The following is a 23,506-nucleotide window of genomic DNA, read 5'->3' as shown; positions in this document are numbered from 1 at the left end:
AAACAAACCCGCCGCCAGCGGACAACCGCCCTCGTCACACGCAGCTTATAAGGCCAATAAACAAAAACAGTCAACAGACAAATTTCAAAATATGTCATTTTTTTTACAGTCCCGCACCGACCCCGAGCGCGGCCGTGCAACGCAGCCGTTTTCGTCATTCGTCAAGAGATCCGCCGGCGCTTGTTCACCGGGCGTAAAAATGACGAAATATTTCTGAAATTACGGCACTTTGCCCTATTTCCGGCACAGTTGGGATGTCAACAATGAAGACCATGTCGTGCAAGGGGACAGCGGCATACTGCCTGACAGTAACGATATTGCGCGAAATGGGCCCGATTCCGGTACGGTTCGATTGACTCGGACTGCGGGGCAAGGCAGATGAATAGCCGGGAAACTGGCATGACGGAAAACAACGGTGGGGCAATAAGATAATCAATGCCGTCGCATACTGATCTCAGCAGGCAGATGGGTGAGGAAGAACCCCTTTTGGCCGATGGTCGGAAGGCGCCCGACCGCCGCGAGGTCTCCATTCGATGGCTGTCCGGTACGTTCCTCACCGGCATAACCTCCAGCGCCCTCATGGGCATCGCTCTCTTCGCTGCACTCGACGGGCGCGAGCAGCTCGCCATTCCCGGCGAAGCCTACGCCGCCACCGATATCGAAACGCAACCGCTGGAAGGCGCCGAAAAGGGCAGCCGTCTTGTCAGCACAACAATTGCGGCAAAGCCTTCCGACAAGACGATCGTCGAGATTTCCACGATGACCAATGAAGGCGAGCGCAGCGTCATCCGCAGCCGCCCCTTCGCGCATGTCAAGATGGCGCTCGCGGCCAACCATGCCGCCAAGGGCGAATATCCGAAATTCGATCCGCTGAAGATCTTTTCGTCCGGGAAAGCTGAAACCGAATCCACCACCGGGATCATCTATGGCGCGGAAGTCGAATCGGAAATCCGGCTGAAGACAGTCGATTTCCCCGTCAACCGCGCACCCTATGACTATGCCGCGGCGATGGATGCGGAAGAGGCCGAAGAGGATGTCAGGACCAACGGCTCGATCCTGACGGACGAGACCTTCCAGGTCGCGATGTTGCACTATGTCAATCCGCAACGTTTCTCCGGTGCCGACTCCCCGTTCGATTTCAGCACCAACCTCAACGCCCGTGTCGTCGCCGAGAATGTTTCGGTCGCCACCACGCTGACACCCGAGGATGGCGCCGTCGAATTCATCGACGATGTCATCGCCATCCGCGAAGACAAGTCGATGGTCGATGCGCTCACCGAAGCGGGCTACGCCAAGGGCGAAGCGAAATATGTCGCCGAGGTCCTTGCAAGCGAGGCCGGCTCGCCCGATCTCACGGAAGGCGATGTGTTCCGCATCGGCCTCGAGCAGCGCGGCCGCGATACCCGTATCGTGCGCGCCAGCGTCTATGACGGCGCCAATCATGTTGCTTCCGTTGCCGTCAATGACTTCGAGATTCTTGTCGCGGCGAACGAGCCGCCGCAGTCGCCGGCGGTGCGTTCGGCCTTTGACGAAACCCCTGTCACCGTCCTTGCCGGCCGCGATCTGCCGCGCGTCTATGACGGCATTTACAAGGCAGCGCTGTCCTATGGGATGAGCGGCGAGATGACCGAGAAGGTCATTCGGCTGCTGGCAAGCAATGTCGATTACCAGGCACGCCTGAAACCCACCGACACGATGGAAGCGGTTTTTTCCGTCAACGAGGAAACCAACGAAGCCTCGGACGAATCCGAACTGCTTTATCTGGCGGCCAGCTTCGGCAACAACGCGGTATCGCTTTACCGTTTCCGCAATCCGGAAGACGGGTCCATCGACTACTATGATTCCGAAGGTCGCAGCGCACGGCAGTTCCTGATCCGCAACCCGCTGCCCAATGGCCGATTCCGCTCCGGTTTCGGCATGCGCCGTCATCCGATCCTCGGCTACAAGCGCATGCACTGGGGCGTCGACTGGAGCGCGCCACGCGGAACACCGATCATCGCGGCCGGAAACGGCGTCGTCGAAAAGGCCGGCTGGAACAAGGGCGGCTATGGCAAGCAGACCCTGATCCGCCATCCGAACGGTTATGTCAGTTCTTATTCCCACCAGACCAAGATCGCCAAGGGCATTGTTCCGGGCGCCCGCGTCAAGCAGGGGCAAGTCATCGGCTATGTCGGCTCGACGGGACTGTCCACCGGTCCGCACCTGCACTACGAACTGATCGTCAACGGCCGCAAGGTCGATCCGATGCGCGTACGCCTGCCGGACGGCAAATCTTTGAACGGCGAAACACTGACCGCGTTTCAGATCGAGCGCGAGCGGATCGACCGGCTGGTCAACCGCGACGCGGACCCCAAACGTCTTGCTGCCTTGAACTGATGTAAAAAAGCCCGGCTGAGCCGGGCTTTATTCGTTATGCGGCCTCTGCCTTCTTACCACCCTTGCTCTTGTCGGACCCGGTTATCAGCAACCGGTCGGACGCAGCCGAAATCGCGACGTGCTGCCCGTCCGTGATATCGCCGGCCAGGATTTTTTCCGCCAACGGATCCTGGACGTATTTCTGGATCACGCGTTTGAGCGGCCGCGCGCCATAGGCTGGATCGTAGCCCTTGTCGGCCAGCCAGTCGCGGGCATCGTCACCAAGATCGATGGTGATCTTGCGCTCCGAGACCAGCTTGGAAAGCCGGACCATCTGGATATCGACGATCGCGCCCATATCCTCGCGCCGCAGCCTGTGGAACAGGATCGTCTCGTCGACACGGTTGAGGAATTCGGGCCTGAACGAGGCCTTGACCACATCCATCACCTGATCACGGACCGAATCGACATCCTCGCCATCGGCCAGGTTGGTCAGATATTCGGCGCCCAGGTTAGACGTCATGATCACCAGCGTGTTGCGGAAGTCGACCGTGCGGCCCTGCCCATCGGTCAACCGGCCATCGTCAAGCACCTGAAGGAGCACGTTGAAGACGTCCGGATGGGCCTTCTCGATCTCGTCGAAAAGAATGACCTGGTAGGGACGCCGGCGCACGGCTTCCGTCAGCGCTCCGCCCTCGTCATAGCCGACATAGCCGGGAGGCGCACCGATCAGTCGGGCGACCGAATGCTTCTCCATGAACTCCGACATGTCCATGCGGACCATGGCCGTCTCGTCGTCGAAGAGGAAGTTCGCCAGCGCCTTGGTCAGCTCCGTCTTGCCGACACCCGTTGGCCCAAGGAAGATGAACGAGCCGATCGGGCGGTTCGGATCCTGCAGCCCGGCGCGTGCCCGGCGCACTGCCTTCGAGACAGCCTGCACCGCTTCGCCCTGCCCGACAACACGTTTGGAGAGTTCATCTTCCATGCGCAGCAGCTTCTCGCGCTCGCCTTCCAGCATCTTGTCGACAGGAATACCCGTCCAGCGCGACACGACATGGGCGATATGGTCCGGCGTGACCGTTTCCTCGACCATGGCTGACCCTTCGCCGCTGCTGCTTTCGGCTTCCTCCAGCTTGCGCTCAAGATCCGGAATCTCGCCATAGGCAAGCTCACCGGCCTTCTGGAACTCGCCGTTACGCTGCGCGATCGCAAGGGCGTTGCGCGCATCGTCGAGCTGTTTCTTCAGTTCGGCGGCAAGGCCGAGCTTCTGCTTTTCGGACTGCCACATCGCCGTCAGGGAATCGGCCTTCTCCTCAAGCGCCGTAAGATCGACCTCGAGCTTTTCCAGCCGGTCCTTGGAAGCCGTGTCGGTTTCCTTCAGCAGCGCCTCGCGCTCGATCTTCATCTGGATGATCCGCCGGTCGAGCTCATCGAGTTCCTCCGGCTTGGAATCCACCTGCATGCGCAGCCGCGATGCCGACTCGTCAACAAGATCGATTGCCTTGTCGGGCAGGAAGCGGTCGGTGATGTAGCGGTTCGACAGGGTCGATGCCGAGACAAGCGCCGAATCGGAAATGCGGACCTTGTGATGCTGCTCGTATTTTTCCTTGATGCCGCGCAGGATCGAGATCGTATCCTCGACCGTCGGCTCTTCGACGAACACCGGCTGGAACCGGCGTGCCAGCGCCGCGTCCTTCTCGACGTGCTTTCGGTATTCGTCAAGCGTGGTTGCTCCGACACAGTGCAGTTCGCCGCGCGCCAGCGCAGGCTTCAAAAGGTTGGATGCGTCCATAGCACCGTCGGCCTTGCCGGCGCCCACAAGGGTGTGCATCTCGTCGATGAACAGGATGATATTGCCGGCTGCCGCCTGCACTTCGGAAAGCACCGACTTCAAGCGCTCCTCGAACTCGCCGCGATATTTCGCACCGGCAATCAGCGCGCCCATGTCGAGGGCAAGCAACTGCTTGTCTTTCAGGGATTCCGGGACATCGCCATTGACGATGCGCAGCGCAAGGCCTTCCGCGATGGCAGTCTTGCCGACGCCCGGTTCGCCGATCAGCACCGGATTGTTCTTGGTGCGTCGGGACAGCACCTGGATGGTGCGGCGGATTTCGTCGTCACGGCCAATGACCGGATCGAGCTTGCCCTCGCGCGCCTCTTCGGTCAGATCGCGCGCATATTTCTTCAGCGCATCGTAGCCCTCCTCGGCACTCGCCGAGTCGGCCGTCCGACCCTTGCGGATTTCGTTGATTGCCTGGTTGAGGCCCTGCGCGGTCACGCCGGCCTTTTCAAGGATCTTGGAGGATTCCGTAGATTTCTCGATGGTCAGCGCCAGAAGCAGCCGCTCAACGGTGACGAAGCTGTCGCCTGCCTTCTTGGCCGCCTCTTCCGCGGTCGAAAACACCTTGGCAAGCGGCTGGGCGAGATAGATCTGTCCATTGCCGCCGCTGACTTTCGGCAGCTTTGCCAGCGCCGCGTCAACGCCCATGCGCGCATCATCCGGCCGTCCGCCGGCCCGTTCGATCAGCGACGCGGCCATGCCTTCGGGATCGTCCAGAAGCACCTTCAGTACATGTTCGGGTGTGAATTGCTGATGCCCTTCGCTCAGAGCATAGGTCTGCGCCGACTGAAGAAAGCCGCGCACCCTCTCGCTGTATTTTTCCATATTCATATGGCGTATCTCCTTGTCATGCTCCGCCCGCATTCGGCACGAAACAATGGATCCGGATTGACCCCCGAATTCGGCAGGTCCTGGTTGATACTAATATGGGAATTGCATCGGGGGTCGTTCAACCCCGGATTTCATATTTGATTCAGGCAAAAAGCCGCCATCTTGTCGCAGTCAGGACCTTCAAGACAAACGCCCGGCAAGGCCGGGCGTCAAGAATCTGGAGGTTGATCGGTACGATCAGGCGTCGCGGGCCACTACGGCCACTTCCGGCTGACTGTCCTGCGCCTCGGACGGCCCCGGCGCCGGCTCCGAAGCCTGCGGCGCCTCGTTTTCAGCGCCACCGCCATTGAGCGCTGTTTCCTCGCCGCTTCGCGGCGCCTCGTCATTGGCACTGCGGCTGCGGCGCGGCCGCGAAGGCGCGCGCCGGCGCAATGGTGAACGCCGTGCCGGCTGCTGCTGCTGCGCGTCTTCGCCAATGGCAACCTCGGCGGGCGTTCCGGAAATGACCGGCTGGGGACCCGTGCCGTCAATAGCCACCTCGACCGTTTCCTTCTCGGCCGTATCGGAAGTGGCCTCCGGGCTTTCGCCCTGCGGCTGCTCGCGTTCGGCGCCACTGTCGCGTTCGTCACGCTGGTAGCGCTCCTGCATCTGCGCCTGCGCGGCGGCAATGATGCGGCTGTAATGCTCCGCATGCTGCAGGTAGTTTTCGGCCATCACGGTATCGCCGGCACCAAGCGCATCGCGCGCCATGGCCGCATACTTGTCCGCAATGTGCTGTGCGGTACCGCGAATTTTCACGTCAGGACCGGTGCTGTCATAGGTACGCGAGAGCGGGTTGCCGTTTTTTCTTCCGTTGTTGTTATTGCGACCGCGACCGCGTTTGTTCTGCTGTCCTGACCTCATACGTCACTCACCTGAAATTTTCCCATTATGGATTGCTCGTTCTGAACCGGCTTTTGAAATCACTATTCGGCTGTCATGCTGCAGGCCGCATAAAGATGTGCGCTTGCGCTCTTTCCGCTTCACATTCATACAAGGGCAGATTCAGTTGCCGATGGTCAATCGATGATCACAGAAGCGAAACATGAAACGATCCTGAGTGATCGAATCTTTGGTGATGACCATATGTTCAGCAATGACCGGAAATTAGCGTGCTTTGCTTTCAATTCCAAGCCTTTTCTTTATCTAACGCAATTTGGTCGTTCCGCAAGAGCGCTCGACCCATGGCGTAATCCTGTTTGATGACAATTCGACGACGAAAACAGGGATCGCAGCCGGCCATGAGAACCGGAATCACGCCTTCGCCAATCATTGTCCGCTGGCCGATTTCGAGAAGACAAGAACCCTGTCATTGCCCCCGAAATCCCTGACTCGCTCAAGCAGCAAAAATGACGCCTCTTCGAAAAGGGCCGCGACCGCACAGTGCTGGTCGAAGCCGGTCTCCACCGCGATGCGCCCCCCGGGCGCAAGGTGTGCATTGGCCCGTGCGGCAATCGCCCTGTAGGCATCAAGCCCATCCGGACCGCCGTCGAGTGCGGCAACAGGGTCGAAATCGCGCACCTCCGGTTCAAGGCCCGCAATCTCGCCTGTCGGAATGTAAGGGGGATTGGAGACGATCAGGTCGAAAACACCTTCGATATTGGTGAACCAGGCGCTTTTGACCGTTTCGAACCGGTTCCTGACACCCGCCCGCCGGGCATTGTCACGCGCCGTCCGCAATGCATCTTCCGAAATATCCGAGCCAACGCCCCGCGCCGTTGCGACTTCCGACAGGACGGCAAGACAGATGGCGCCGCTTCCCGTGCCGAGATCCAGCAGCCGGCAGCCCCCGTTTTGCGCTGCATGATTTTTTGCAAAAGGCAGGACAGCCCGGACCAGTGTCTCGGTATCAGGTCGCGGTTCCAGCGTTTCGGCGCTCAGCGCAAGATCGAGCCCGAAGAACGGCCGATGCCCCAGAATCCGGTGAACCGGTTCGCGCCCGCACCGACGCGCGGCGGCGGCCCGCACTTGCTCCAGTTCATTAGCGCTTACGGGAGCCTCGCGATCGAGCACGAGTTCGGTAAGGCCGATATCCAGGAGCCCGCATACCAGAGCGCGCGCATCGGAATCCGGTTCCGGCAATCCTTCCGTTTCGAACCGCCGCTTCAGCTCGGCGACGAGAGCATCTCTCGTACTTCCTGCCGGCAGCCCTTCATCAGGCATCCGGCGTCTCACCCAGTGCTGCCAGGAGATCGGCCTGATGATCGGCGATCAACGCATCCACCACCTCGTCGATTTCTCCCATCATCATGCGGTCGAGCTTGTAGAGCGTCAGGTTGATACGATGGTCCGTCACCCGCCCCTGCGGGAAATTGTAGGTACGGATGCGTTCCGACCGATCGCCGGAGCCGACCTGGCTCTTGCGCTCGGCCGACCGTTCGCTCTCGGCCTTCTGCCGCTCGAGGTCGAACAGCCGCGCGCGCAGGATCTGCATGGCGCGGGCGCGGTTCTGGTGCTGCGACTTCTCCGCCTGCGTGACCACGATACCGGAAGGGATATGGGTGATGCGCACGGCCGAATCCGTGGTGTTCACATGCTGGCCGCCGGCACCGGAAGCACGCATCGTATCGATGCGGATATCCTCGTTGCGGATTTCGATATCGATGTCCTCGGCTTCGGGAAGCACGGCGACCGTCGCCGCCGATGTGTGGATCCGCCCGCCGGATTCCGTTTCCGGCACCCGTTGGACCCGGTGCACGCCCGATTCGAATTTCAGCCGCGCGAACACACCGCGGCCGGTGATCGCCGCAACGATCTCCTTGTAGCCGCCAACCTCGCCCTCGCTGGCGCTCATCACGTCCACTTTCCAGCCTCGGCCCGCAGCATAGCGCTCATACATCCTGAAAAGGTCGCCCGCGAACAAGGCGGCCTCCGATCCGCCGGTGCCCGCCCGAATCTCCAGGATCGCGCTCTTGTCGTCGGCAGCGTCCTTCGGCAGGAGCATGACCTGCATGTCCTGTTCGAGTTTTTCGAGCCGCTCCTCGAGCTCGGGAAGCTCAAGCTCGGCCAGCGCGCGCATCTCGGCATCGGTCTCCTCGTCGTCGAGAAGTGAGTTCAGGTCGGCAATCTCGCTGACGGTCTTTCCGTGGTTGCGGATTGTCGCCACAACGGGCTCCAGCTCGGCATATTCCGATGCCAGTTTCACATAGACATCGGCCTCCGGGCCCTGTGCCATGCGGGCCTCGATCTCGCCGAACCGGTTCTCCAGTTCGCGCATCTTTTCAAGCGGTAGTTTTGCCATGAACAGTCCTCGGCCCAATCAAAGCGGAACGCCGTTGGCATCGGCGAAATCCGACAACAGTTCCCGCACCGTGTATTTCGGGTCGACCTCGTCAAGGGCAGGCAGCAGGACTTGCTCCAGCTTGCCGACATCCAGCGGCAGCAGCATGGATTTGACCGGACCGATCGCCGCCGGCGCCATCGATATGGACCGGAAACCGAGGCCGATCAAAGCCATCGCCGGCAATGTACGCCCGGCCATCTCGCCGCACAGTGTCAGCGGCGTGCCGCGCGCATCGGCGGCAATAACGATCTGCCGCAACATGCGCAGGAAGGTGCGCCCCAGCGGATCGAACCGGTTGCTGACGCGTCCGTTGCCGCGATCCGAGGCCATGGTGAACTGGAAGAGATCGTTCGAGCCGACCGAAACGAAGTCGGCCTCGCGCATCAGCTCGTCGAGCTGCCACATCAGGCTGGGCACCTCAAGCATGGCTCCGAGCTCGACTTTTCGCGGAAGGTCGTATCCGAAGCGGGACAGATGGCCAACTTCCTTGTTCACCAGTTCCCTTGCTGCACGGAACTCCGCGATTTCCGTCACCATCGGGAACATCAGCTTGAGTTCGCGACCGCCCGTCGCCCGCAAAAGCGCCCGAAGCTGTGTCCGCAGAATACCTGGGCGGTCCAGCGCCAGGCGCATGGCCCGCCAACCCAACGCCGGATTCTCCTCCGGCGCGGCGCGGAAATAGGGAATGACCTTGTCACCGCCGATATCAAGCGCCCGAAATGTGATCGGCCTGCCTTCGGCCTGCTTCAGGGCGTTGCGGTAAAATTGTTCCTGTTCATCGACCCTCGGCATGGTCGAAGCGATCATGAACTGCAGCTCCGTGCGGAACAGGCCGACGCCGCTGGCGCCGGATTCTTCGAGTTGCGGAAGATCCACAAGCAGACCGGCATTCATCTGCAGCGTCACGGCGGTGCCGTCGCTGGTGACCGGCTCGACCGCGCGCAATGCCCGGAACTGCTCCTGTCGGCGGGCGCTGAAGCGGACCTTTTCGGCATAGGCGCTTTCCAGGTCCGTCACGGGACGAAGATGCACGTTGCCGTCATCGCCGTCGATGATGATCGGATCGCCGTTCTCCGTCATCGAGACGATGCCGGATGCCTGCCCGACGACGGGAATGCCCATGGCCTTGGCGACAATCACCACGTGGCTGGTGACCGAGCCCTCCTCAAGCACAAGTCCCCTGACCTTGGACTGCGTGTAGTCGAGCAGTTCGGCGGCGCCCATGGCGCGGGCGACGATGATGGCTGAATCCGGAAATTCGGCCTGGTGGGCCTTGACGTTGAAGCCGGTCAGCTGGCGCAGCAGCCTGTTGGCGAGATCATCGAAATCGTGCAGCCGCTCCCTCAGGTAAGGATCGGTCATGTGGATCATGCGGGCCCGCATGTCGCTTTGCACCTTCTCGACCGCCGCCTCGGCCGTCAGGCCGTTGCGGATCGCCTCCTCCAGCTTGCGGACCCAGCCGCGGTCATGGGCGAACATGCGGTAGGCTTCCAGCACGGCGCGGTGCTCGCCTTCCATCGACACATCCCGGCGCGACAGCATGTCGTCGATGGAGATGCGCAGCGATCCAAGCGCCTCCTCCAGCCGCGAAAGCTCACTGTCGATGTCCTCGTTGAGCAGCTCGGTAACGACGATGCGCGGTTCGTGCAGCACGGCGTGCCCGAGGCCGATGCCATCCGAATAGGCGTCCCCGTCGATGGTCACCGGGCGGCTCAGATCAAGCTCCAGACCCGGACGGGTGACTTTTTTCAGATCGCCCGTCGCGATCATTTCGGCGAGCACCATCGCGGTGGTTTCAAGCGCTTCCAGCTCGTCCTCGCTGTAGTTGCGCATCGCCTTGTTCTGGATGACGAGGACACCAAGCGTACGCCCGGCGCGCAGGATCGGCGCGCCCAGGAACGAGTGATAGATTTCCTCGCCGGTCTCGGGCAGATAGGTAAAGGCCGGATGGGACTGGGCGTCGGAGAGGTTCAGCGGACGGGCGCCCGCGGCGATGGTGCCGACAAGGCCCTGCCCCATCTTCAGCTGCGCAAGGTGCACGGCACCGGGATTGAGGCCTTCCGTGGCATAAAGCTCGAGAACGCCGTCGGCACGCAGCACATAGAACGAGCAGACTTCGGCAACCATGTTCTGCGCGATCTGGCGCACGATCCGGTCGAGCCGGTCCTGCGGCTCCAGCGGTTCCGCCATCAGTTCGCGCAAACGCTTCAGCATGACGCGTGGACCTGCCGAAGGGTCTCTCATCAAGCTTCGCTCCCAGTTGTCTGCGCTCCGGACCATGCCGCCGAAGCCGCGGATCGTAGAATTTACGTTTTATCGAGGCCGTAGACCGAATGCAAAGTCCGCACGGCCAGTTCCCCGTAGGGTCCGTCAATCAGGATTGAAATCTTGATTTCCGATGTCGTTATCGCTCTGATGTTTATGCCTTTTTCAGCAAGAGCCTGGAAAGCTGTGGCGGCCACGCCGGCATGGCTGCGCATGCCGATCCCGATGACCGAGACCTTCACCAGCCCGGGCTCGCTCTGCACCGCGTCGAAACCGATGGTTTCGCGCGATTTTTCCAGCACCGTCAGGGATTTTTCCATGTCTCCGGATGGAATCGTGAACGTCATATCGGTCGAACTTCCGTCTTCCGAAATATTCTGAACGATCATGTCGACATTGATATGGGCTTCGGCCAGCGGACCGAAAATTGCCGCTGAAACACCGGGTCGGTCGGCGACGCGGCGGAGCGAAATCTGAGCCTCGTCCTTGGTATAGGCGATGCCGGTTACGACTTCCTGTTCCACGATTTCTTCCTCATCACAAATCAACGTACCCGGCGGATTGTCAAAATCGCCCATACCCGGCGCATCCGGCTCGCTGAAACTCGATCGCACGAATGTGCGCACCTTGTGGACCATGGCGAGTTCGACGGAACGCACCTGCAGCACCTTCGCCCCCAAGGAGGCCATTTCCAGCATTTCCTCAAAGGCGATCTTTTTCAAGCGGCGCGCCGCCGGCTCGATCCTCGGATCGGTCGTGTAGACGCCGTCAACATCGGTATAGATGTCGCAACGATCGGCGCTCACCGCCGCCGCGATCGCCACCGCGCTCGTGTCCGAGCCGCCGCGGCCGAGCGTCGCGATCCGGTTGTCCGGCCCGATACCCTGGAAACCCGACACGACCGCCACCTGTCCTTCGCCGAAACGGCGCACGAGATCGCTTCCGTCAATATCCAGTATGCGCGCCGCTCCGTGGGCATTGTTGGTTCGGATCGGTATCTGCCAGCCCTGCCAGGAGCGGGCATTCACCCCCATCGACTGAAGCGTGATCGCCAGCAATCCCGACGTCACCTGCTCGCCGGAAGCGACGACGGCATCATATTCGCGCGCGTCGTGCAGCGCCGAAGCTTCCCGCGTCCATTCGACGAGCTCATTGGTCTTGCCGGCCATCGCCGAAACCACGACCGCGACCTCGTGACCGGCATCGACTTCGCGTTTGACATGGCGCGCGACATTGCGGATGCGGTCAAGGTCGGCCACCGATGTGCCGCCGAATTTCATGACAATGCGGGCCATCGGTCGGACCGGAACTCCCTCGAAATCAAGTAGTGCGAGATGCGCATAAATCAAACCGCCCGGCGAAGCGAGCGGCAGCGACGCTCTCATACCCAAAAAGCCATGCCGCCGCAAGAAGCCCGCATTCCGCTGCCCGGGCGGCAACCGCCCTTGACTTTCCGACCCGATCGTCCGACTTGATGCGGTATCAATTCCGGAGACCACGTGATGAGTGATGCCGCCCAATCGACGATAGACCAGGCAGAAGTCGACCGTTTTTCGGCCATGGCCTCCGAGTGGTGGGATCCGACCGGCAAGTTCCGCCCGCTGCACAAATTCAATCCCGTTCGCCTGACCTATATTCGGGACCGGGTCTGCGCCCACCATGGCCGCGATCCCAAATCCGCCACCCCTCTTGAGGGACTGCGGGTACTCGATATCGGTTGCGGCGGCGGCCTGCTTTCTGAACCGCTCACCCGTATGGGTGCGACGGTCGTCGGCGCCGATGCATCTCAGACCAACATCGAAATCGCTCGCATCCACGCGGCGCAAAGCGGCCTCGAAATCGACTATCGTGCCGTGACGGCCGAAGATCTTGCCGCCGACGGCGAGACATTCGACGTCATCCTCAACATGGAGGTCGTCGAGCATGTGGCCGATGTCGATTTCTTCCTGTCGTCCTGTGCCGGGATGGTCAGACCCGGCGGACTGATGTTCGTTGCCACCATCAACCGGACAATGAAGGCGCTGGCGCTGGCGATTGTCGGCGCCGAATATGTGCTTCGCTGGCTGCCGCGCGGAACGCATCAATATGAAAAGCTCGTGCGGCCGCAAGAAATCGAGACGCCCCTGGCCGCGTCCGGCATGCGGGTCATCGACCGGACAGGCGTTTTCTACAGCCCCCTGTCGGACAGCTGGAACCTGTCGCGCGACATGGATGTCAATTACATGATGCTGGCGGCACGGCCGTCTTCGGACTGACGTCTGGAATCAGTTCTTGTCCTCTGGAAGATCCGGCAGCGGCGCGACGTTTACACCCTCGTCGACAAGTGACTTGACCTCATCGGGGCTGGCCTGTCCTATAATGCCGCGTTCCTCGCTTTCGCCATAGTGGATTTTCCGCGCTTCCTCCGGAAACCGCTCGCCGACATCCTCGGAATTGTCCCGAATGGCTTTGACCGCCTTTCGCAACTGATCCATGGCCGTTTTCTGATTGCTGTTCATGGCGAGCTGCATCGCAGCTTCCTTTTTCCGGGCCGTGGAGACCGACGGCGCCATCAGCGCCTTTTCGACGGCATTCGAGCCGCAATGCGGGCAGGCGACCAGTCCACGTTCCTTCTGCGCGTCATAATCCGCATTGCTCGCGAACCACGCTTCGAATGCGTGCTGCTTGTCGCATATGAGGTCGAACTTGATCATGCACGCGCTCGAGCGGACTCCGGGACTTCAACTGCCTCAAGATCGAATGCCCTGTCGTTCTTGAGATTGGGTATCTTCGCCCGCGCCGCTGCACTGGCGGCCGGGTCGATATCGGCGACGATGACGGCCGGTTCATTGTGGTCCGCCTCGGCAATGATGCGCCCCCACGGGTCAACAATCAGTGAATGGCCGTAGGTTTCCCGCCCGTCCTCATGTTTGCCGCCTTGTGCGGCGGAGACGACAAAAGCGCCGTTTTCGATGGCGCGCGCGCGCTGCAGCACATGCCAGTGCGCTTCGCCGGTCTGGCGCGTGAACGCCGCCGGCGCCGTCAGCATCTGCGCGCCTGCGCGGGCCTGCTTCTGGAACAGGTCCGGAAATCGCACATCGTAGCAAATGCCCAGACCCATGCGCACGAAGGGAAACGCGACAATGGCCGCATGCCTTCCGGGCTCATAGGTGGCGCTTTCGCGCCAGCTCTCGCCATTGTCGAGATCCACATCGAACATGTGGATCTTGTCATACCGGGCAACGATTTCTCCCCGGGCGTCAAAAACGAATGCCCGGTTGGCGATCTTGCCCCCGCCAGCCGCGACCGCGATGGAGCCGATATGCAGACAAATACCGTGCTTGCGGGCAAGTTCCGATGCCGCCTGGACCACCGGATCGTCATTCTCGCCGCGCAGTATTTCCATCAGCGATGCGCGGTCGCCGATCAGCGCGCCGGTCATTTCCGGTGTCTGGATATACTCCGCGCCCAGCGAAACCGCTTCAGCAACGCGCTCGGTAAGATCGGCTATGTTGCTCTGCGGATCGACGCCCGATCGCATCTGTATCGCCGCCGCCCGGAATGTCTGCGTCGCCATCGCCTTTGTCCTCAGGCCGCCGATTGCAGCAGAGCGTCAAGCTTTCCGCCCCGTTCCATGGCATGCAGTTCATCGCATCCGCCGACATGGACGGAACCGATGAAGATCTGCGGAAAGGTCGCCCTGCCGCCGGCGCGCTGGACCATCTCGGCTCTCAGTGCATTGGAGAACGTCGCATCATGTTCCTTGTAGGCAACGCCCTTTTTGTCGAGAAGCCGTTTGGCTGCGGTACAAAAGCCGCAAAACTGCCGCGTATAGATAGTCACATCGGCCATTGAGGTCTCCGGATGTTCATTCTTGCTGTCTGGTGCCACCATATAGGGTTTACGAAGCCCCCGGGGCAACCCTGGCAAAGGTCAGCACATAAACGTGATCCGCACCGGCTTTCAGCAGCGCGCGCGATGCCGACTTGACCGTCGCGCCGGTCGTATACACATCATCCACCAGCAGAACCGATCTTCCCGTAATCTGCGAGCGCCCATGCGCTGATACGCTGAAAGCACCACGCACATTGTCGGCGCGTGCCTGTGTTCCCAGGCCCACCTGTTGCCGGGTGGCGCGCGTGCGATAGAGGGCCGCCGGAAGATAGGTGAGCCCGGCAAGCGGCGCCAGCGCCCGCGCAAGCTCCGCTGCCTGGTTGTAACGTCGGGTCAAAAGACGCCGGCGATGGAGCGGCACCGGCACGATGGCGTCGCAGGCGCCGATCACGTCGCCGCCGGCCCGCATCATCCACCGCGCCATGACCTTGGCGAGATCGGTGCGGTCCTTGTATTTGAGCCGGTGAACCATGGCTCGCGCCATATCGTCATAGACAACCGCCGATCGGGCTTTCGCGAAGGGCGGCGGATTGGCGATTGCATCGGCTGAAAGCACACCCTTGCCGGCATCATAGGCAAGGGGCGTTCCCAGAACATCACAGACAGGCGCCTCGATGGCCCTTAGCCTGCTCCAGCAGGACCCGCAAAGCCCGCCATGCGAGCCGGCCAGCTCGCCGCATCCCAGACAAACGGGCGGGAAGACGATATCGCCAATGCGCCCGATCGCCCGTCGCAACTGCGTGCCGATTGACATCCGGTTGGATTTCAAGGAACTGGTGGCCATATGAGGCACAATACAGTGAATACGGACATGCACAATGGACGCTCAAGGGCTGTTTGATACCGCGCTGGTCCGGCGAAACCGCCTCCGGGCCCTTGTCCATGCGCCGGAAGGTTCCGATTTCCTGTTGAAACTGGTCAATGCCGAGCTGTCGGAGCGCCTCGCCGCGGTCGAACGCCGCTTCGAGACGGCAATCGCCCTGCATGCGCTTGATGACCAGCTGGCCGTTTTGCTTGCCGCCAGCGGCAAGGTCGAGCGGCTCATCCGCGTTGAGCAGGATCAGCGCATGCTTGACGGCCAATCCGAAACGGCGCTCGCCACGGATCTGGAACTGTTTCCGATCGCCGCCGAAGCCGCGGGGCTTGTTGTCTCTCCCCTGTCGCTGCATCTGGTGAACGACCTACCCGGTCTGCTCGTGCAGATCCGCCAGGCGCTTCGCCCGGACGGCCTGCTGCTGGCTGCCATGCCGGGCAGCGGAACATTGTCGGAGCTGCGCGATGCGCTGATCACGGCAGAGACGGAGCTTTCGGGTGGTGTCAGCCCGCGTGTCATTCCGTTCACCGATGTACGCGACTGCGGCGCGCTTCTGCAAAGGGCCGGCTTCGCGCTGCCGGTGGTTGACGCCGAAACCTACACGGTCCGCTATGACACGATGTTCGCGCTGATGCGCGACCTGCGGCACATGGGAATGGCCAACCCGCTTTGCGCCCGCAGCCGGAAGCCGGCGACGCGCGCGCTGTTTGTTCGCGCCGCACAAATCTATGCGGACCGCTACAGCGACCCGGACGGGCGTATCAGGGCAAGTTTTTGTGTGCTTTATCTATCGGGCTGGAAGCCGCATGAAAGTCAGCAGAAGCCGCTTTCACCGGGGTCCGCCAAAGCCAGTCTCGCTGCCGCGCTCGGAACGCGCGAACACAAGTTCTGAAACCGTCGCCTACTGGTCAAAGCCGTCGGCAAGGTTGTTGAACGAGTTTCCGACACCGTTCCCGATCTCGGTCGCACCGAAGATAATCGAAAGCGATATCAGCACGATGATAAAGGCGTATTCAATGGCAGTGGCACCGCTTTCGCAGCGCAGAAACCGCCTTGCAAGCTCAACCATATCGTGGCTCCCACAGAACTCGAATTTCTTTCCGAAATACTAATCGGGCATCCCTTGCAATTAACCTAACAAACGCGGTTAGCGCCCGCTGAACGGGTTACATGGCATTTTATCCGGTTCGGTTAAGATGGCGGTATCTGCCGCTCCGCGCGGTTGAAACCGTTAACGATATCCGGAATTAGTGTCGCCGTTTTCAGCAATCACCGGACCTGCGGCCATTGGCATCGATGATGCATACGGCGCCCGGCTGGGACTGCAGAACACTGCGATGGATCGTGTATTCGCGCTTCCTGCGAATCGTCGCGGTCGTCGTGTAATCAATGCCTTGGCTGCCGCTGATCAGCCGCCAGTCATCCGTGGAGCCGCCTATCATGGGCGGAACGATCAGAGCCAGGGCCATGGCGGCCGAGCCGAACAGCAATGCAAGGCGCAGGACGCTGAAACGTCCTGAACGTTTTGTCTCCGCTGCCCCTGAATAGACGGAAGACCAGAATTCGTCACTGCTCATCATAGAGCCCCCGCACACACGCACTGTCCCTGCAAGTGTCTGGTATTATGTTGAATAATTGATTAACGGGCATGCCGATCCGTCTCGTTTTCGGGCGGCAGGCGCCACTTGCGGCAATTCCGGGTCAGATCAGATCGATCAAAAACGGCACCAGGGGCTCATCCGCGGCCGGCATCGGATAATCGCGCAGCTTGTTGGGGCGGACCCATTTGAGGGCCTGGCCTTCCTGCCCCTGCGGAATGCCCCAGTAGCGGCGGCAGATGAACAGCGGCATCAGCAGATGGAAGTCGTCATAGCTGTGGCTGGCGAAGGTCAGCGGCGCCAGGCAGGCACGCTTGGTGGTGATGCCGAGCTCCTCGTGCAGCTCCCTGATCACGGTCTCCTCCGGCGTTTCTCCGTCCTCGACCTTGCCGCCCGGGAATTCCCACAAGCCCGCCATGGATTTTCCTTCCGGCCGCTGCGCGATCAGCACCCGGCCATCGGCGTCGACAAGCGCGCAGGCCGCCACCAGAACGGTGCCGCCGCTACCCATGCGCCGAAAGCTCCGGTGCCTGCCGGTAGTCGTAGCGATAGATGTCGCTGAAGCCGAAGCCCTCATAAAGGCCCACTGCGGCGAGGTTGCCGGCCTCGACCTGCAGCCAGGCTTTCTCCGCGCCGCGCATGCGTGCCCAGCGCAGCGCCGTCGCCACGACCTCCCGTGCATGGCCCATGCGTTGCCGATCGGCGCGCGTCGCCAGTTCGAATATTCCGGCCATGTCGTTGTCGTGAACGCAAAGCGCCGTCGCGACAGGTCCGGTGTCGGCTTCCTCGAGAACGAAGAAACCGGCTTCCGGCCGGATTGAGCTGAGCACCTCGGTCAGGCCTGGCTTCAAAGCCGGGTCCCGTCCGTGGACCTGGATGGACGCATCGACATATCGGCCGATTTCGCGGATCGGCAGATGATCAAGCACATCCTCAAGATCCAGCTGGTCGATCTCGGCCATCATCACCCGCGTTTCATCGAAGCGGCGCCAGCCATGGGCATCGAAATAGGCATCGAGCTGCGGCGGCGCCAGCGGCGATTGCCGGAACACCAGCGGCCGCCCATAGGCGCGAAACCGCTGCGCGGCCCGCTCCACGCGCTTCTCGACATCCCGGTGATCGGACGGGTCGAGCGGATTGACGGAATTCAGCCGCTTCGATGGATGGCCCGCCGTCAGCCTTATCTGCCAGCTGCCGTCATACTGGATCGACGCGGCCGGCCAGGCCCGGAAACCGACGGCTTCCAATCGTCGAACACTGGCAAGATGCTGCATAACGGGGTTCGCTCTCTTCTTCCTGTCCGGCATCGCGCCCGTCAGCTGCGGTAATCGCCGTTGATCGCGACATAGTCCTTGGTCAGATCGCAGGTCCACACCGTCGCCTCGCCGTCGCCCACGCCAACATCGACGCAGATATCAATCTTGTCGCGCTTCATGACCGCCGCCGCCGCGTCCTCGCTGTAGTCGGGATCGCGCTCACCGTCGACGGCAACCCGGATATCGCCGAACCAGATCTGGAGCCGGTCGCGATGGGCCTCCTGCCCCGCCTTGCCGACAGCCATGACCACACGCCCCCAATTGGCGTCTTCGCCGGCGACCGCTGTCTTGACCAGCGGCGAGTTTGCGATCGAAAAGGCAATTGTCTTCGCTGCTCCGGCACTGGCAGCGCCCCTGACGGTGATCTCGACCATTTTGCGGGCGCCTTCGCCGTCGCGCACGATCTGATGGGCAAGGTCCTTTAAAAGATCGAACAGCGCCGATCTGAAATCCGCAAGAGCCGGATCAGTCGCATCCGTCACGCGCGGTGCGCCGTTTGCCGCCGCCGCGCCTGTCGCAAAGAGCATCACCGTATCGGAGGTCGATGTATCGCTGTCGACGGTAATGGCGTTGAACGTGCCTTCAACACCCTCGGAGAGGAGAGCCTGCAGCGCCGCGCTGCCGATATCCGCGTCTGTGACGACGAAGGACAGCATCGTCGCCATGTCGGGCGCGATCATTCCGGCACCCTTGGCGATACCGTTGATCCGCACCTGTGCGCCGCCGATTGTCGCCATGCGTGTCGCGACCTTCGGATAAGTATCGGTCGTCATGATGGCACGCGCTGCGTCCGTCCAGCGGTCGGCATCGGCCTGATCGGCAAGAGCGGCAAGTTTGTCCGAGAAGGCCGCGGCATCCATCGGCTCACCGATGACGCCGGTCGATGCAAGGAACACCTGACCGGCCTCGCAGCCGACCGCCCTTGATGCCGTTTCGGCCGTTATCCGGGCAGCCTCGCTGCCCTTCTTGCCTGTGAAGGCATTGGCATTTCCCGAATTGACCACGAGAGCCCGCGCCACGCCACCCGGAAGGTTCGAGCGGCAAAAATCCACCGGTGCGGACGCGCACAGTGACCGGGTAAACACGCCGGCCACGGCTGTCGGCGCCTCGAACACCATAAGCATCAGATCCGTTCGATCCGCATATTTGATACCGGCGGCGGCCGTCGCGATCCGGACACCGTCAACAGGCGGCAACTCCGCGATGTGGTCCGGAGCCAGTGGAGATACCTTTTCGCTCATCTCGTGTCGGGTCCGGCCGGGCTCAGTTGTTTCCCTGCGGATTGACCGCTTCGAGAAGACCCTGCAGTTCCTCGTCAGTAACCTCTACCTCGACAGCGTCGCGGGCTTCCTGCAGCAGTGCCAGGTACTCTTCCTGCAGAAGGACGCGCCGGATCTGGTCAGCGACCTGATCGAAGCTCGGCGGCGGCGTGTCGCGCTTGTCCTCGACCTTGATGATGTGCCAGCCGAACTGGGTCTTGACCGGTTCTTTCGTATAGGTTCCGGTTTCGAGTGCGAAAGCCGCCTCTTCGAATTCCGGCACCATACGGCCGCGGGTGAAATATCCGAGGTCGCCGCCCTGCGGCCCGCTCGGACCGGTTGATTTTTCCTTGGCAAGCTCGATGAAATCCTTGCCCGCATCCAGCTCCGTCACGACCGCCTTGGCCTGTTCCTCGCTGTCAACGAGAATATGGCGGGCCCGCACTTCCTGCTCCGGCGGCGTCGCCGCGACTTCCTTGTCGTAACGTTCCCTGACAGCCTCTTCCGTCAGGCTGTCCACGACCCTGGTTTTGAAGAACTCGTTGTGCAGAGCCCGGTCCCTGAGGAATTCGACGCGCCTTTGAAACGCCTCATCCTTGCCGAGCCCCGAGTTTTCGGCCTGTTGCGCCATCAGCTTGATGTCGAGCAGCGCCGATAGCGCCGCGGCAGTCCGCTGTTCGGCGGGAAGGCGGGAGAATTGCGGATCGAGATCGGTTTCGGCAAAGGTGAGTTCGGACTGATACACGGGCTTGCCGCCGACCGTCGCGATCACCTTGTCTTCACTGTCCTGGGCCGCCGCGCCGAAGCTCAGGCTGACGGCAAGCGCCACCAGCCCGGCACACAATGGCTTTGTTCTGTGCATGATCAACTGACCTTTTCTGGTTATGCGGCCGACGACCACAATGTTCCTTCAATAGCCGATTTCCGAGATGTCACAAGCGGGAATCGGGTCGCCCACCATAATCTGCCAAATCCGGTGCCCCTACAGCGGCGTTGACATCGATCACACCCCCTCTTATCTGTCACGCAATCTCGCGTCCAGATCAGTTTCGGGCGGATCAGCTTCAAAACCGCGTCATCGCGCCGCTCCTTGCCGGTTCATGACGATTTGATATCCGCCCAACCAGCAAGAAAGGACCATGTAAATGGTCAACTTCGGCGGCATCGCCAAAAAATTGTTCGGTTCATCGAATGATCGCCTAATCCGCTCTTACCGGCCGCGCGTCGAGGCGATCAACGCTCTGGAAGAAGAGATGCAGGCACTCAGCGACGAGGACCTGGCCGCACGCACGGAGCACTTCCGCGAAGAGCTTGCAAATGGCAAGACCGTCGACGACATTCTCGTTCCCGCTTTCGCGACCGTCCGGGAGGCTGCCCGCCGGGTAATCGGCCTGCGCCCGTTCGATGTCCAGCTCATCGGCGGCATGATCCTTCACGAGAACTCCATCGCGGAAATGAAGACCGGCGAGGGCAAGACGCTGGTCGCCACGCTGCCGGTCTATCTGAATGCCCTGACCGGCAAGGGCGTCCATGTCGTCACGGTCAATGATTACCTGGCCACGCGCGACGCCGAATGGATGGGCAAGGTCTACAGTTTCCTGGGCATGACGACGGCAACCATCATCCACGGCATGGATGATGAGCAGCGCCGCGCCGCCTATACCTGCGACGTCACCTACGCGACCAACAACGAACTGGGCTTCGATTACCTGCGCGACAACATGAAATATGAGCGCGGCCAGATGGTCCAGCGCGGCCACAACTATGCCATCGTCGACGAGGTCGATTCCATTCTGATCGACGAGGCCCGCACGCCGCTGATCATCTCCGGGCCGCTCGACGATCGCTCCGAGCTCTACAACACCATGGACGCCTTCATTCCGCTGCTCGAGGAACGCGACTTCGAGATCGATGAAAAGCAGCGCTCCGCGACCTTCACGGAAGAAGGCACGGAAAAGCTTGAAGGCATGCTCAAGGAAGCGGACCTGCTCAAGGGCGAGTCCCTTTACGACGTGGAGAACGTGGCCATCGTCCACCACGTCAACAATGCGCTCAAGGCACACAAGCTCTTTACCCGCGACAAGGACTATATCGTGCGCAACGGCGAAATCGTCATCATCGACGAGTTCACCGGCCGCATGATGCCGGGAAGACGTTACTCGGAAGGCCAGCACCAGGCGCTGGAAGCCAAGGAAAAGGTCGCCATTCAGCCGGAAAACCAGACGCTGGCGTCGATCACGTTCCAGAACTATTTCCGCATGTACGACAAGCTCGCCGGCATGACCGGCACGGCGTCGACGGAAGCCGAGGAATTCGGCAATATCTACGGCCTCAAAGTGGTCGAGGTGCCGACAAACCTGCCGATCAAGCGCGCCGACGAGGACGACGAGGTCTACCGCACGGCCGAGGAGAAATTCACGGCGATCGTCGCCGAGATCCGGGAGGCGAGCGAGCGCGGCCAGCCGGTTCTTGTCGGCACGACGTCGATCGAAAAGTCCGAGTTTCTTGCCGACCTTTTGCGCAAGGCCGACATCAAGGACTTCCAGGTTCTCAATGCGCGCTATCATGAGCAGGAAGCCTTGATCATCGCACAGGCCGGCGTGCCCGGCGCCATCACCATTGCCACCAACATGGCCGGGCGCGGAACCGACATCCAGCTCGGTGGCAATATCGACATGCGGATCTCCCACGAACTGGCCGAAATCGAGGATGAGGCGCAGCGCGGTCAGAAAGAGGAAAAGATCCGCCAGGAAGTCCAGGCGCTGAAGGAAAAGGCGCTGGCCGCGGGCGGGCTTTATGTCCTTGCCACCGAACGGCACGAAAGCCGCCGCATCGACAACCAGTTGCGCGGCCGTTCCGGTCGTCAGGGCGATCCCGGCCGCTCGAAATTCTACCTGTCCCTGCAGGACGACCTGATGCGCATATTCGGCTCCGACCGCATGGACGGCATGCTGAAGAAACTGGGGCTCCAGGAAGGTGAGGCGATTGTTCACCCGTGGATCAACAAGGCCCTGGAACGGGCTCAGAAGAAGGTTGAGGCGCGCAACTTCGACATCCGCAAGAACCTGCTGAAATTCGACGATGTCATGAATGATCAGCGCAAGGTCATCTTCGAACAGCGCCTTGAGCTGATGGATGCCGAGGACATCGGCGAGACAACCGCGGACATGCGCCAGGAAGTGGTCGAAAGCCTGGTCGCGCGCAACATTCCGGAAAGAGCCTATGCGGAACAGTGGAATCTGCAGGGCCTGAAGGAAGAGACCGAGAAATTCCTCAACCTGGAGGTTCCGATCGACGAATGGGCCGCCGAGGAGGGCATTGCCGAGGATGATATCCGCGAGCGCCTGACCACCGAGGTCGAAAAGGCCGCGGCCGACCGGGCCGAGCGTTTCGGACCCGAAGTCATGACCTATGTCGAGAAGTCCGTCGTGCTCCAGACGCTGGATCATCTGTGGCGTGAGCATCTGGTCAATCTGGACCATCTGCGCTCGGTCATCGGCTTCCGCGGCCTTGCCCAGCGCGATCCGTTGCAGGAATACAAGGCCGAGGCATTCGAACTGTTCCAGAGCCTGCTGGGCAATCTGCGCGAAACGGTGACGGCGCAGCTGATGCGGGTCGAACTGGTACGTGAAGCGGCCGATGCGCCCGAGCCGGAGCCGCCGCAGGAGATGGAAGGCCATCACATCGACCCGACCACCGGCCATGACGAATTCGACGAAATGGAAGGTGAACCGGGGGGCCTGGCCCTGGCGCCGGCCCAGAACCGCACGGTGCCGGCCGAGCAGCGCGATCCCAACGATCCGTCGACCTGGGGCAAGGTGGGACGCAACGAGCTGTGTCCCTGCGGATCGGGCAAGAAATACAAACACTGCCACGGGGCCTTCAAGTAAACGCTGAACGCCCGATTGTGGCATTGCGAAAACCCGCAATTTCCGCCTGAAAACTGTTCTCGCAAGCCCGATTTGGCGGGCTTGGGCCAGCTGTGCCGCAGTATGACCGGACGGCTATAAGTGCTGCACAGGTAAAAATCTGA

Annotated in this window: 21 protein-coding genes; 5 read left to right on the top strand and 16 right to left on the bottom strand. The window is 61.3% G+C overall.

Annotated elements, in window-relative coordinates:
- Together OOZ53_RS10875 and OOZ53_RS10870 are read left to right on the top strand one after the other, a co-directional pair.
- On the top strand, positions 1 to 217 hold a 217-nt coding region (locus OOZ53_RS10875), incomplete at its 5' end, for a hypothetical protein (protein ID WP_271089537.1).
- A 218-nt stretch (positions 218 to 435) separates the two neighbouring features.
- A complete protein-coding gene (locus OOZ53_RS10870; RefSeq protein WP_271089536.1) occupies positions 436 to 2,376 on the top strand; it encodes a M23 family metallopeptidase in 1,941 nt (646 codons plus the stop codon).
- A gap of 34 nt (positions 2,377 to 2,410) precedes the next feature.
- On the opposite strand, the gene clpB is transcribed toward OOZ53_RS10870, so the two are convergent.
- The 6 genes from clpB to OOZ53_RS10840 form a co-directional block, all read right to left on the bottom strand.
- Positions 2,411 to 5,026: an ATP-dependent chaperone ClpB gene (gene clpB, locus OOZ53_RS10865; RefSeq protein WP_271089535.1), complete on the bottom strand. Its 2,616-nt coding sequence runs from the start codon at positions 5,024 to 5,026 to the stop codon at positions 2,411 to 2,413.
- Positions 5,027 to 5,263: 237 nt separating this feature from the next.
- Positions 5,264 to 5,929 carry a DUF4167 domain-containing protein gene (locus tag OOZ53_RS10860; protein ID WP_271089534.1) on the bottom strand — a complete coding sequence of 222 codons (666 nt, stop codon included), beginning with the start codon at positions 5,927 to 5,929 and terminating at the stop codon, positions 5,264 to 5,266.
- Between the two features lie 405 nt (positions 5,930 to 6,334).
- On the bottom strand, positions 6,335 to 7,228 hold the full coding sequence (prmC, locus tag OOZ53_RS10855; RefSeq protein ID WP_271089533.1) for a peptide chain release factor N(5)-glutamine methyltransferase: 894 nt from the start codon (positions 7,226 to 7,228) through the stop codon (positions 6,335 to 6,337).
- Positions 7,221 to 8,306, bottom strand: coding sequence for a peptide chain release factor 1 (gene prfA, locus OOZ53_RS10850; protein WP_271089532.1), 1,086 nt, complete (start codon positions 8,304 to 8,306; stop codon positions 7,221 to 7,223). Before prfA ends, prmC begins: the two co-directional genes overlap by 8 nt.
- Positions 8,307 to 8,324: 18 nt before the next feature.
- Positions 8,325 to 10,592 (bottom strand): phosphoenolpyruvate--protein phosphotransferase, encoded by a 2,268-nt coding sequence (gene ptsP / locus OOZ53_RS10845; protein WP_271089531.1) that lies wholly within the window; start codon positions 10,590 to 10,592, stop codon positions 8,325 to 8,327.
- 62 nt (positions 10,593 to 10,654) lie between these two features.
- Complete coding sequence (locus OOZ53_RS10840; protein ID WP_271089530.1) at positions 10,655 to 11,908, bottom strand: aspartate kinase; 1,254 nt, start codon at positions 11,906 to 11,908, stop codon at positions 10,655 to 10,657.
- A 207-nt stretch (positions 11,909 to 12,115) separates the two neighbouring features.
- Between OOZ53_RS10840 and ubiG the strand changes: the two genes are divergently transcribed.
- The gene (ubiG, locus tag OOZ53_RS10835; RefSeq protein WP_271089529.1) at positions 12,116 to 12,868 is read left to right on the top strand and encodes a bifunctional 2-polyprenyl-6-hydroxyphenol methylase/3-demethylubiquinol 3-O-methyltransferase UbiG; all 753 of its coding nucleotides are present in this window, start codon (positions 12,116 to 12,118) and stop codon (positions 12,866 to 12,868) included.
- 9 nt (positions 12,869 to 12,877) lie between these two features.
- On the opposite strand, the gene OOZ53_RS10830 is transcribed toward ubiG, so the two are convergent.
- From OOZ53_RS10830 to OOZ53_RS10815, 4 genes are read right to left on the bottom strand one after another with little or no spacing between them, the layout of a single operon-like run.
- On the bottom strand, positions 12,878 to 13,306 hold the full coding sequence (locus OOZ53_RS10830) for a DUF1178 family protein (protein WP_271089528.1): 429 nt from the start codon (positions 13,304 to 13,306) through the stop codon (positions 12,878 to 12,880).
- Positions 13,303 to 14,169, bottom strand: a complete 867-nt coding sequence (locus OOZ53_RS10825; protein ID WP_271089527.1) for a carbon-nitrogen hydrolase family protein — start codon at positions 14,167 to 14,169, stop codon at positions 13,303 to 13,305. Before OOZ53_RS10825 ends, OOZ53_RS10830 begins: the two co-directional genes overlap by 4 nt.
- 11 nt (positions 14,170 to 14,180) lie before the next feature.
- Positions 14,181 to 14,444: a glutaredoxin 3 gene (gene grxC, locus OOZ53_RS10820; RefSeq protein WP_271089526.1), complete on the bottom strand. Its 264-nt coding sequence runs from the start codon at positions 14,442 to 14,444 to the stop codon at positions 14,181 to 14,183.
- A 49-nt stretch (positions 14,445 to 14,493) separates the two neighbouring features.
- Positions 14,494 to 15,270 (bottom strand): ComF family protein, encoded by a 777-nt coding sequence (locus OOZ53_RS10815; protein ID WP_425499129.1) that lies wholly within the window; start codon positions 15,268 to 15,270, stop codon positions 14,494 to 14,496.
- A 34-nt stretch (positions 15,271 to 15,304) separates the two neighbouring features.
- Between OOZ53_RS10815 and OOZ53_RS10810 the strand changes: the two genes are divergently transcribed.
- Entirely contained in the window at positions 15,305 to 16,192 is an 888-nt protein-coding gene (locus OOZ53_RS10810; protein WP_271089524.1) for a methyltransferase domain-containing protein, read from the top strand.
- Between the two features lie 9 nt (positions 16,193 to 16,201).
- On the opposite strand, the gene OOZ53_RS10805 is transcribed toward OOZ53_RS10810, so the two are convergent.
- The 6 genes from OOZ53_RS10805 to OOZ53_RS10780 form a co-directional block, all read right to left on the bottom strand.
- Positions 16,202 to 16,369 (bottom strand): Flp family type IVb pilin, encoded by a 168-nt coding sequence (locus OOZ53_RS10805; RefSeq protein ID WP_271089523.1) that lies wholly within the window; start codon positions 16,367 to 16,369, stop codon positions 16,202 to 16,204.
- A gap of 193 nt (positions 16,370 to 16,562) precedes the next feature.
- The gene (locus OOZ53_RS10800; RefSeq protein WP_271089522.1) at positions 16,563 to 16,877 is read right to left on the bottom strand and encodes a hypothetical protein; all 315 of its coding nucleotides are present in this window, start codon (positions 16,875 to 16,877) and stop codon (positions 16,563 to 16,565) included.
- 124 nt (positions 16,878 to 17,001) lie between these two features.
- Positions 17,002 to 17,409, bottom strand: a complete 408-nt coding sequence (locus OOZ53_RS10795; protein WP_271089521.1) for a (deoxy)nucleoside triphosphate pyrophosphohydrolase — start codon at positions 17,407 to 17,409, stop codon at positions 17,002 to 17,004.
- On the bottom strand, positions 17,402 to 18,172 hold the full coding sequence (locus tag OOZ53_RS10790) for a GNAT family N-acetyltransferase (protein ID WP_271089520.1): 771 nt from the start codon (positions 18,170 to 18,172) through the stop codon (positions 17,402 to 17,404). The genes OOZ53_RS10795 and OOZ53_RS10790 overlap by 8 nt, the downstream gene beginning before the upstream one ends.
- A 41-nt stretch (positions 18,173 to 18,213) precedes the next feature.
- On the bottom strand, positions 18,214 to 19,455 hold the full coding sequence (gene argJ / locus OOZ53_RS10785) for a bifunctional glutamate N-acetyltransferase/amino-acid acetyltransferase ArgJ (protein WP_271089519.1): 1,242 nt from the start codon (positions 19,453 to 19,455) through the stop codon (positions 18,214 to 18,216).
- A gap of 22 nt (positions 19,456 to 19,477) precedes the next feature.
- Positions 19,478 to 20,335: a peptidylprolyl isomerase gene (locus tag OOZ53_RS10780; protein ID WP_271089518.1), complete on the bottom strand. Its 858-nt coding sequence runs from the start codon at positions 20,333 to 20,335 to the stop codon at positions 19,478 to 19,480.
- Between the two features lie 283 nt (positions 20,336 to 20,618).
- Here OOZ53_RS10780 and secA point away from each other — a divergent pair, with 283 nt between their 5' ends.
- Positions 20,619 to 23,363: a preprotein translocase subunit SecA gene (gene secA / locus OOZ53_RS10775; RefSeq protein ID WP_271089517.1), complete on the top strand. Its 2,745-nt coding sequence runs from the start codon at positions 20,619 to 20,621 to the stop codon at positions 23,361 to 23,363.
- The last annotated feature ends 143 nt before the right edge of the window (positions 23,364 to 23,506 follow it).

This window comes from Allohoeflea poritis, assembly GCF_027889715.1.
Lineage (GTDB): Bacteria > Pseudomonadota > Alphaproteobacteria > Rhizobiales > Rhizobiaceae > Hoeflea_A > Hoeflea_A poritis.
The sequence above is the reverse complement of the archived record's forward strand: the minus strand, read 5'-3'. Positions and strand labels throughout refer to the sequence as shown.

Coding starts and splice junctions, on each gene's coding strand:
- prmC (WP_271089533.1), bottom strand. CDS start 7,228: ATGCCTGATGAAGGGCTGCCGGCAGGAAGTACGAGAGATGCTCTCGTC.
- secA (WP_271089517.1), top strand. CDS start 20,619: ATGGTCAACTTCGGCGGCATCGCCAAAAAATTGTTCGGTTCATCGAAT.
- OOZ53_RS10790 (WP_271089520.1), bottom strand. CDS start 18,172: ATGCAGCATCTTGCCAGTGTTCGACGATTGGAAGCCGTCGGTTTCCGG.
- OOZ53_RS10780 (WP_271089518.1), bottom strand. CDS start 20,335: ATGCACAGAACAAAGCCATTGTGTGCCGGGCTGGTGGCGCTTGCCGTC.
- OOZ53_RS10805 (WP_271089523.1), bottom strand. CDS start 16,369: ATGGTTGAGCTTGCAAGGCGGTTTCTGCGCTGCGAAAGCGGTGCCACT.
- OOZ53_RS10795 (WP_271089521.1), bottom strand. CDS start 17,409: ATGGGTAGCGGCGGCACCGTTCTGGTGGCGGCCTGCGCGCTTGTCGAC.
- ptsP (WP_271089531.1), bottom strand. CDS start 10,592: ATGAGAGACCCTTCGGCAGGTCCACGCGTCATGCTGAAGCGTTTGCGC.
- OOZ53_RS10800 (WP_271089522.1), bottom strand. CDS start 16,877: ATGAGCAGTGACGAATTCTGGTCTTCCGTCTATTCAGGGGCAGCGGAG.
- grxC (WP_271089526.1), bottom strand. CDS start 14,444: ATGGCCGATGTGACTATCTATACGCGGCAGTTTTGCGGCTTTTGTACC.
- ubiG (WP_271089529.1), top strand. CDS start 12,116: ATGAGTGATGCCGCCCAATCGACGATAGACCAGGCAGAAGTCGACCGT.
- argJ (WP_271089519.1), bottom strand. CDS start 19,455: ATGAGCGAAAAGGTATCTCCACTGGCTCCGGACCACATCGCGGAGTTG.
- OOZ53_RS10840 (WP_271089530.1), bottom strand. CDS start 11,908: ATGGCCCGCATTGTCATGAAATTCGGCGGCACATCGGTGGCCGACCTT.
- prfA (WP_271089532.1), bottom strand. CDS start 8,306: ATGGCAAAACTACCGCTTGAAAAGATGCGCGAACTGGAGAACCGGTTC.
- OOZ53_RS10815 (WP_425499129.1), bottom strand. CDS start 15,270: ATGGCCACCAGTTCCTTGAAATCCAACCGGATGTCAATCGGCACGCAG.
- OOZ53_RS10870 (WP_271089536.1), top strand. CDS start 436: ATGCCGTCGCATACTGATCTCAGCAGGCAGATGGGTGAGGAAGAACCC.
- OOZ53_RS10860 (WP_271089534.1), bottom strand. CDS start 5,929: ATGAGGTCAGGACAGCAGAACAAACGCGGTCGCGGTCGCAATAACAAC.
- OOZ53_RS10825 (WP_271089527.1), bottom strand. CDS start 14,169: ATGGCGACGCAGACATTCCGGGCGGCGGCGATACAGATGCGATCGGGC.
- OOZ53_RS10830 (WP_271089528.1), bottom strand. CDS start 13,306: ATGATCAAGTTCGACCTCATATGCGACAAGCAGCACGCATTCGAAGCG.
- OOZ53_RS10810 (WP_271089524.1), top strand. CDS start 15,305: ATGGACGCTCAAGGGCTGTTTGATACCGCGCTGGTCCGGCGAAACCGC.
- clpB (WP_271089535.1), bottom strand. CDS start 5,026: ATGAATATGGAAAAATACAGCGAGAGGGTGCGCGGCTTTCTTCAGTCG.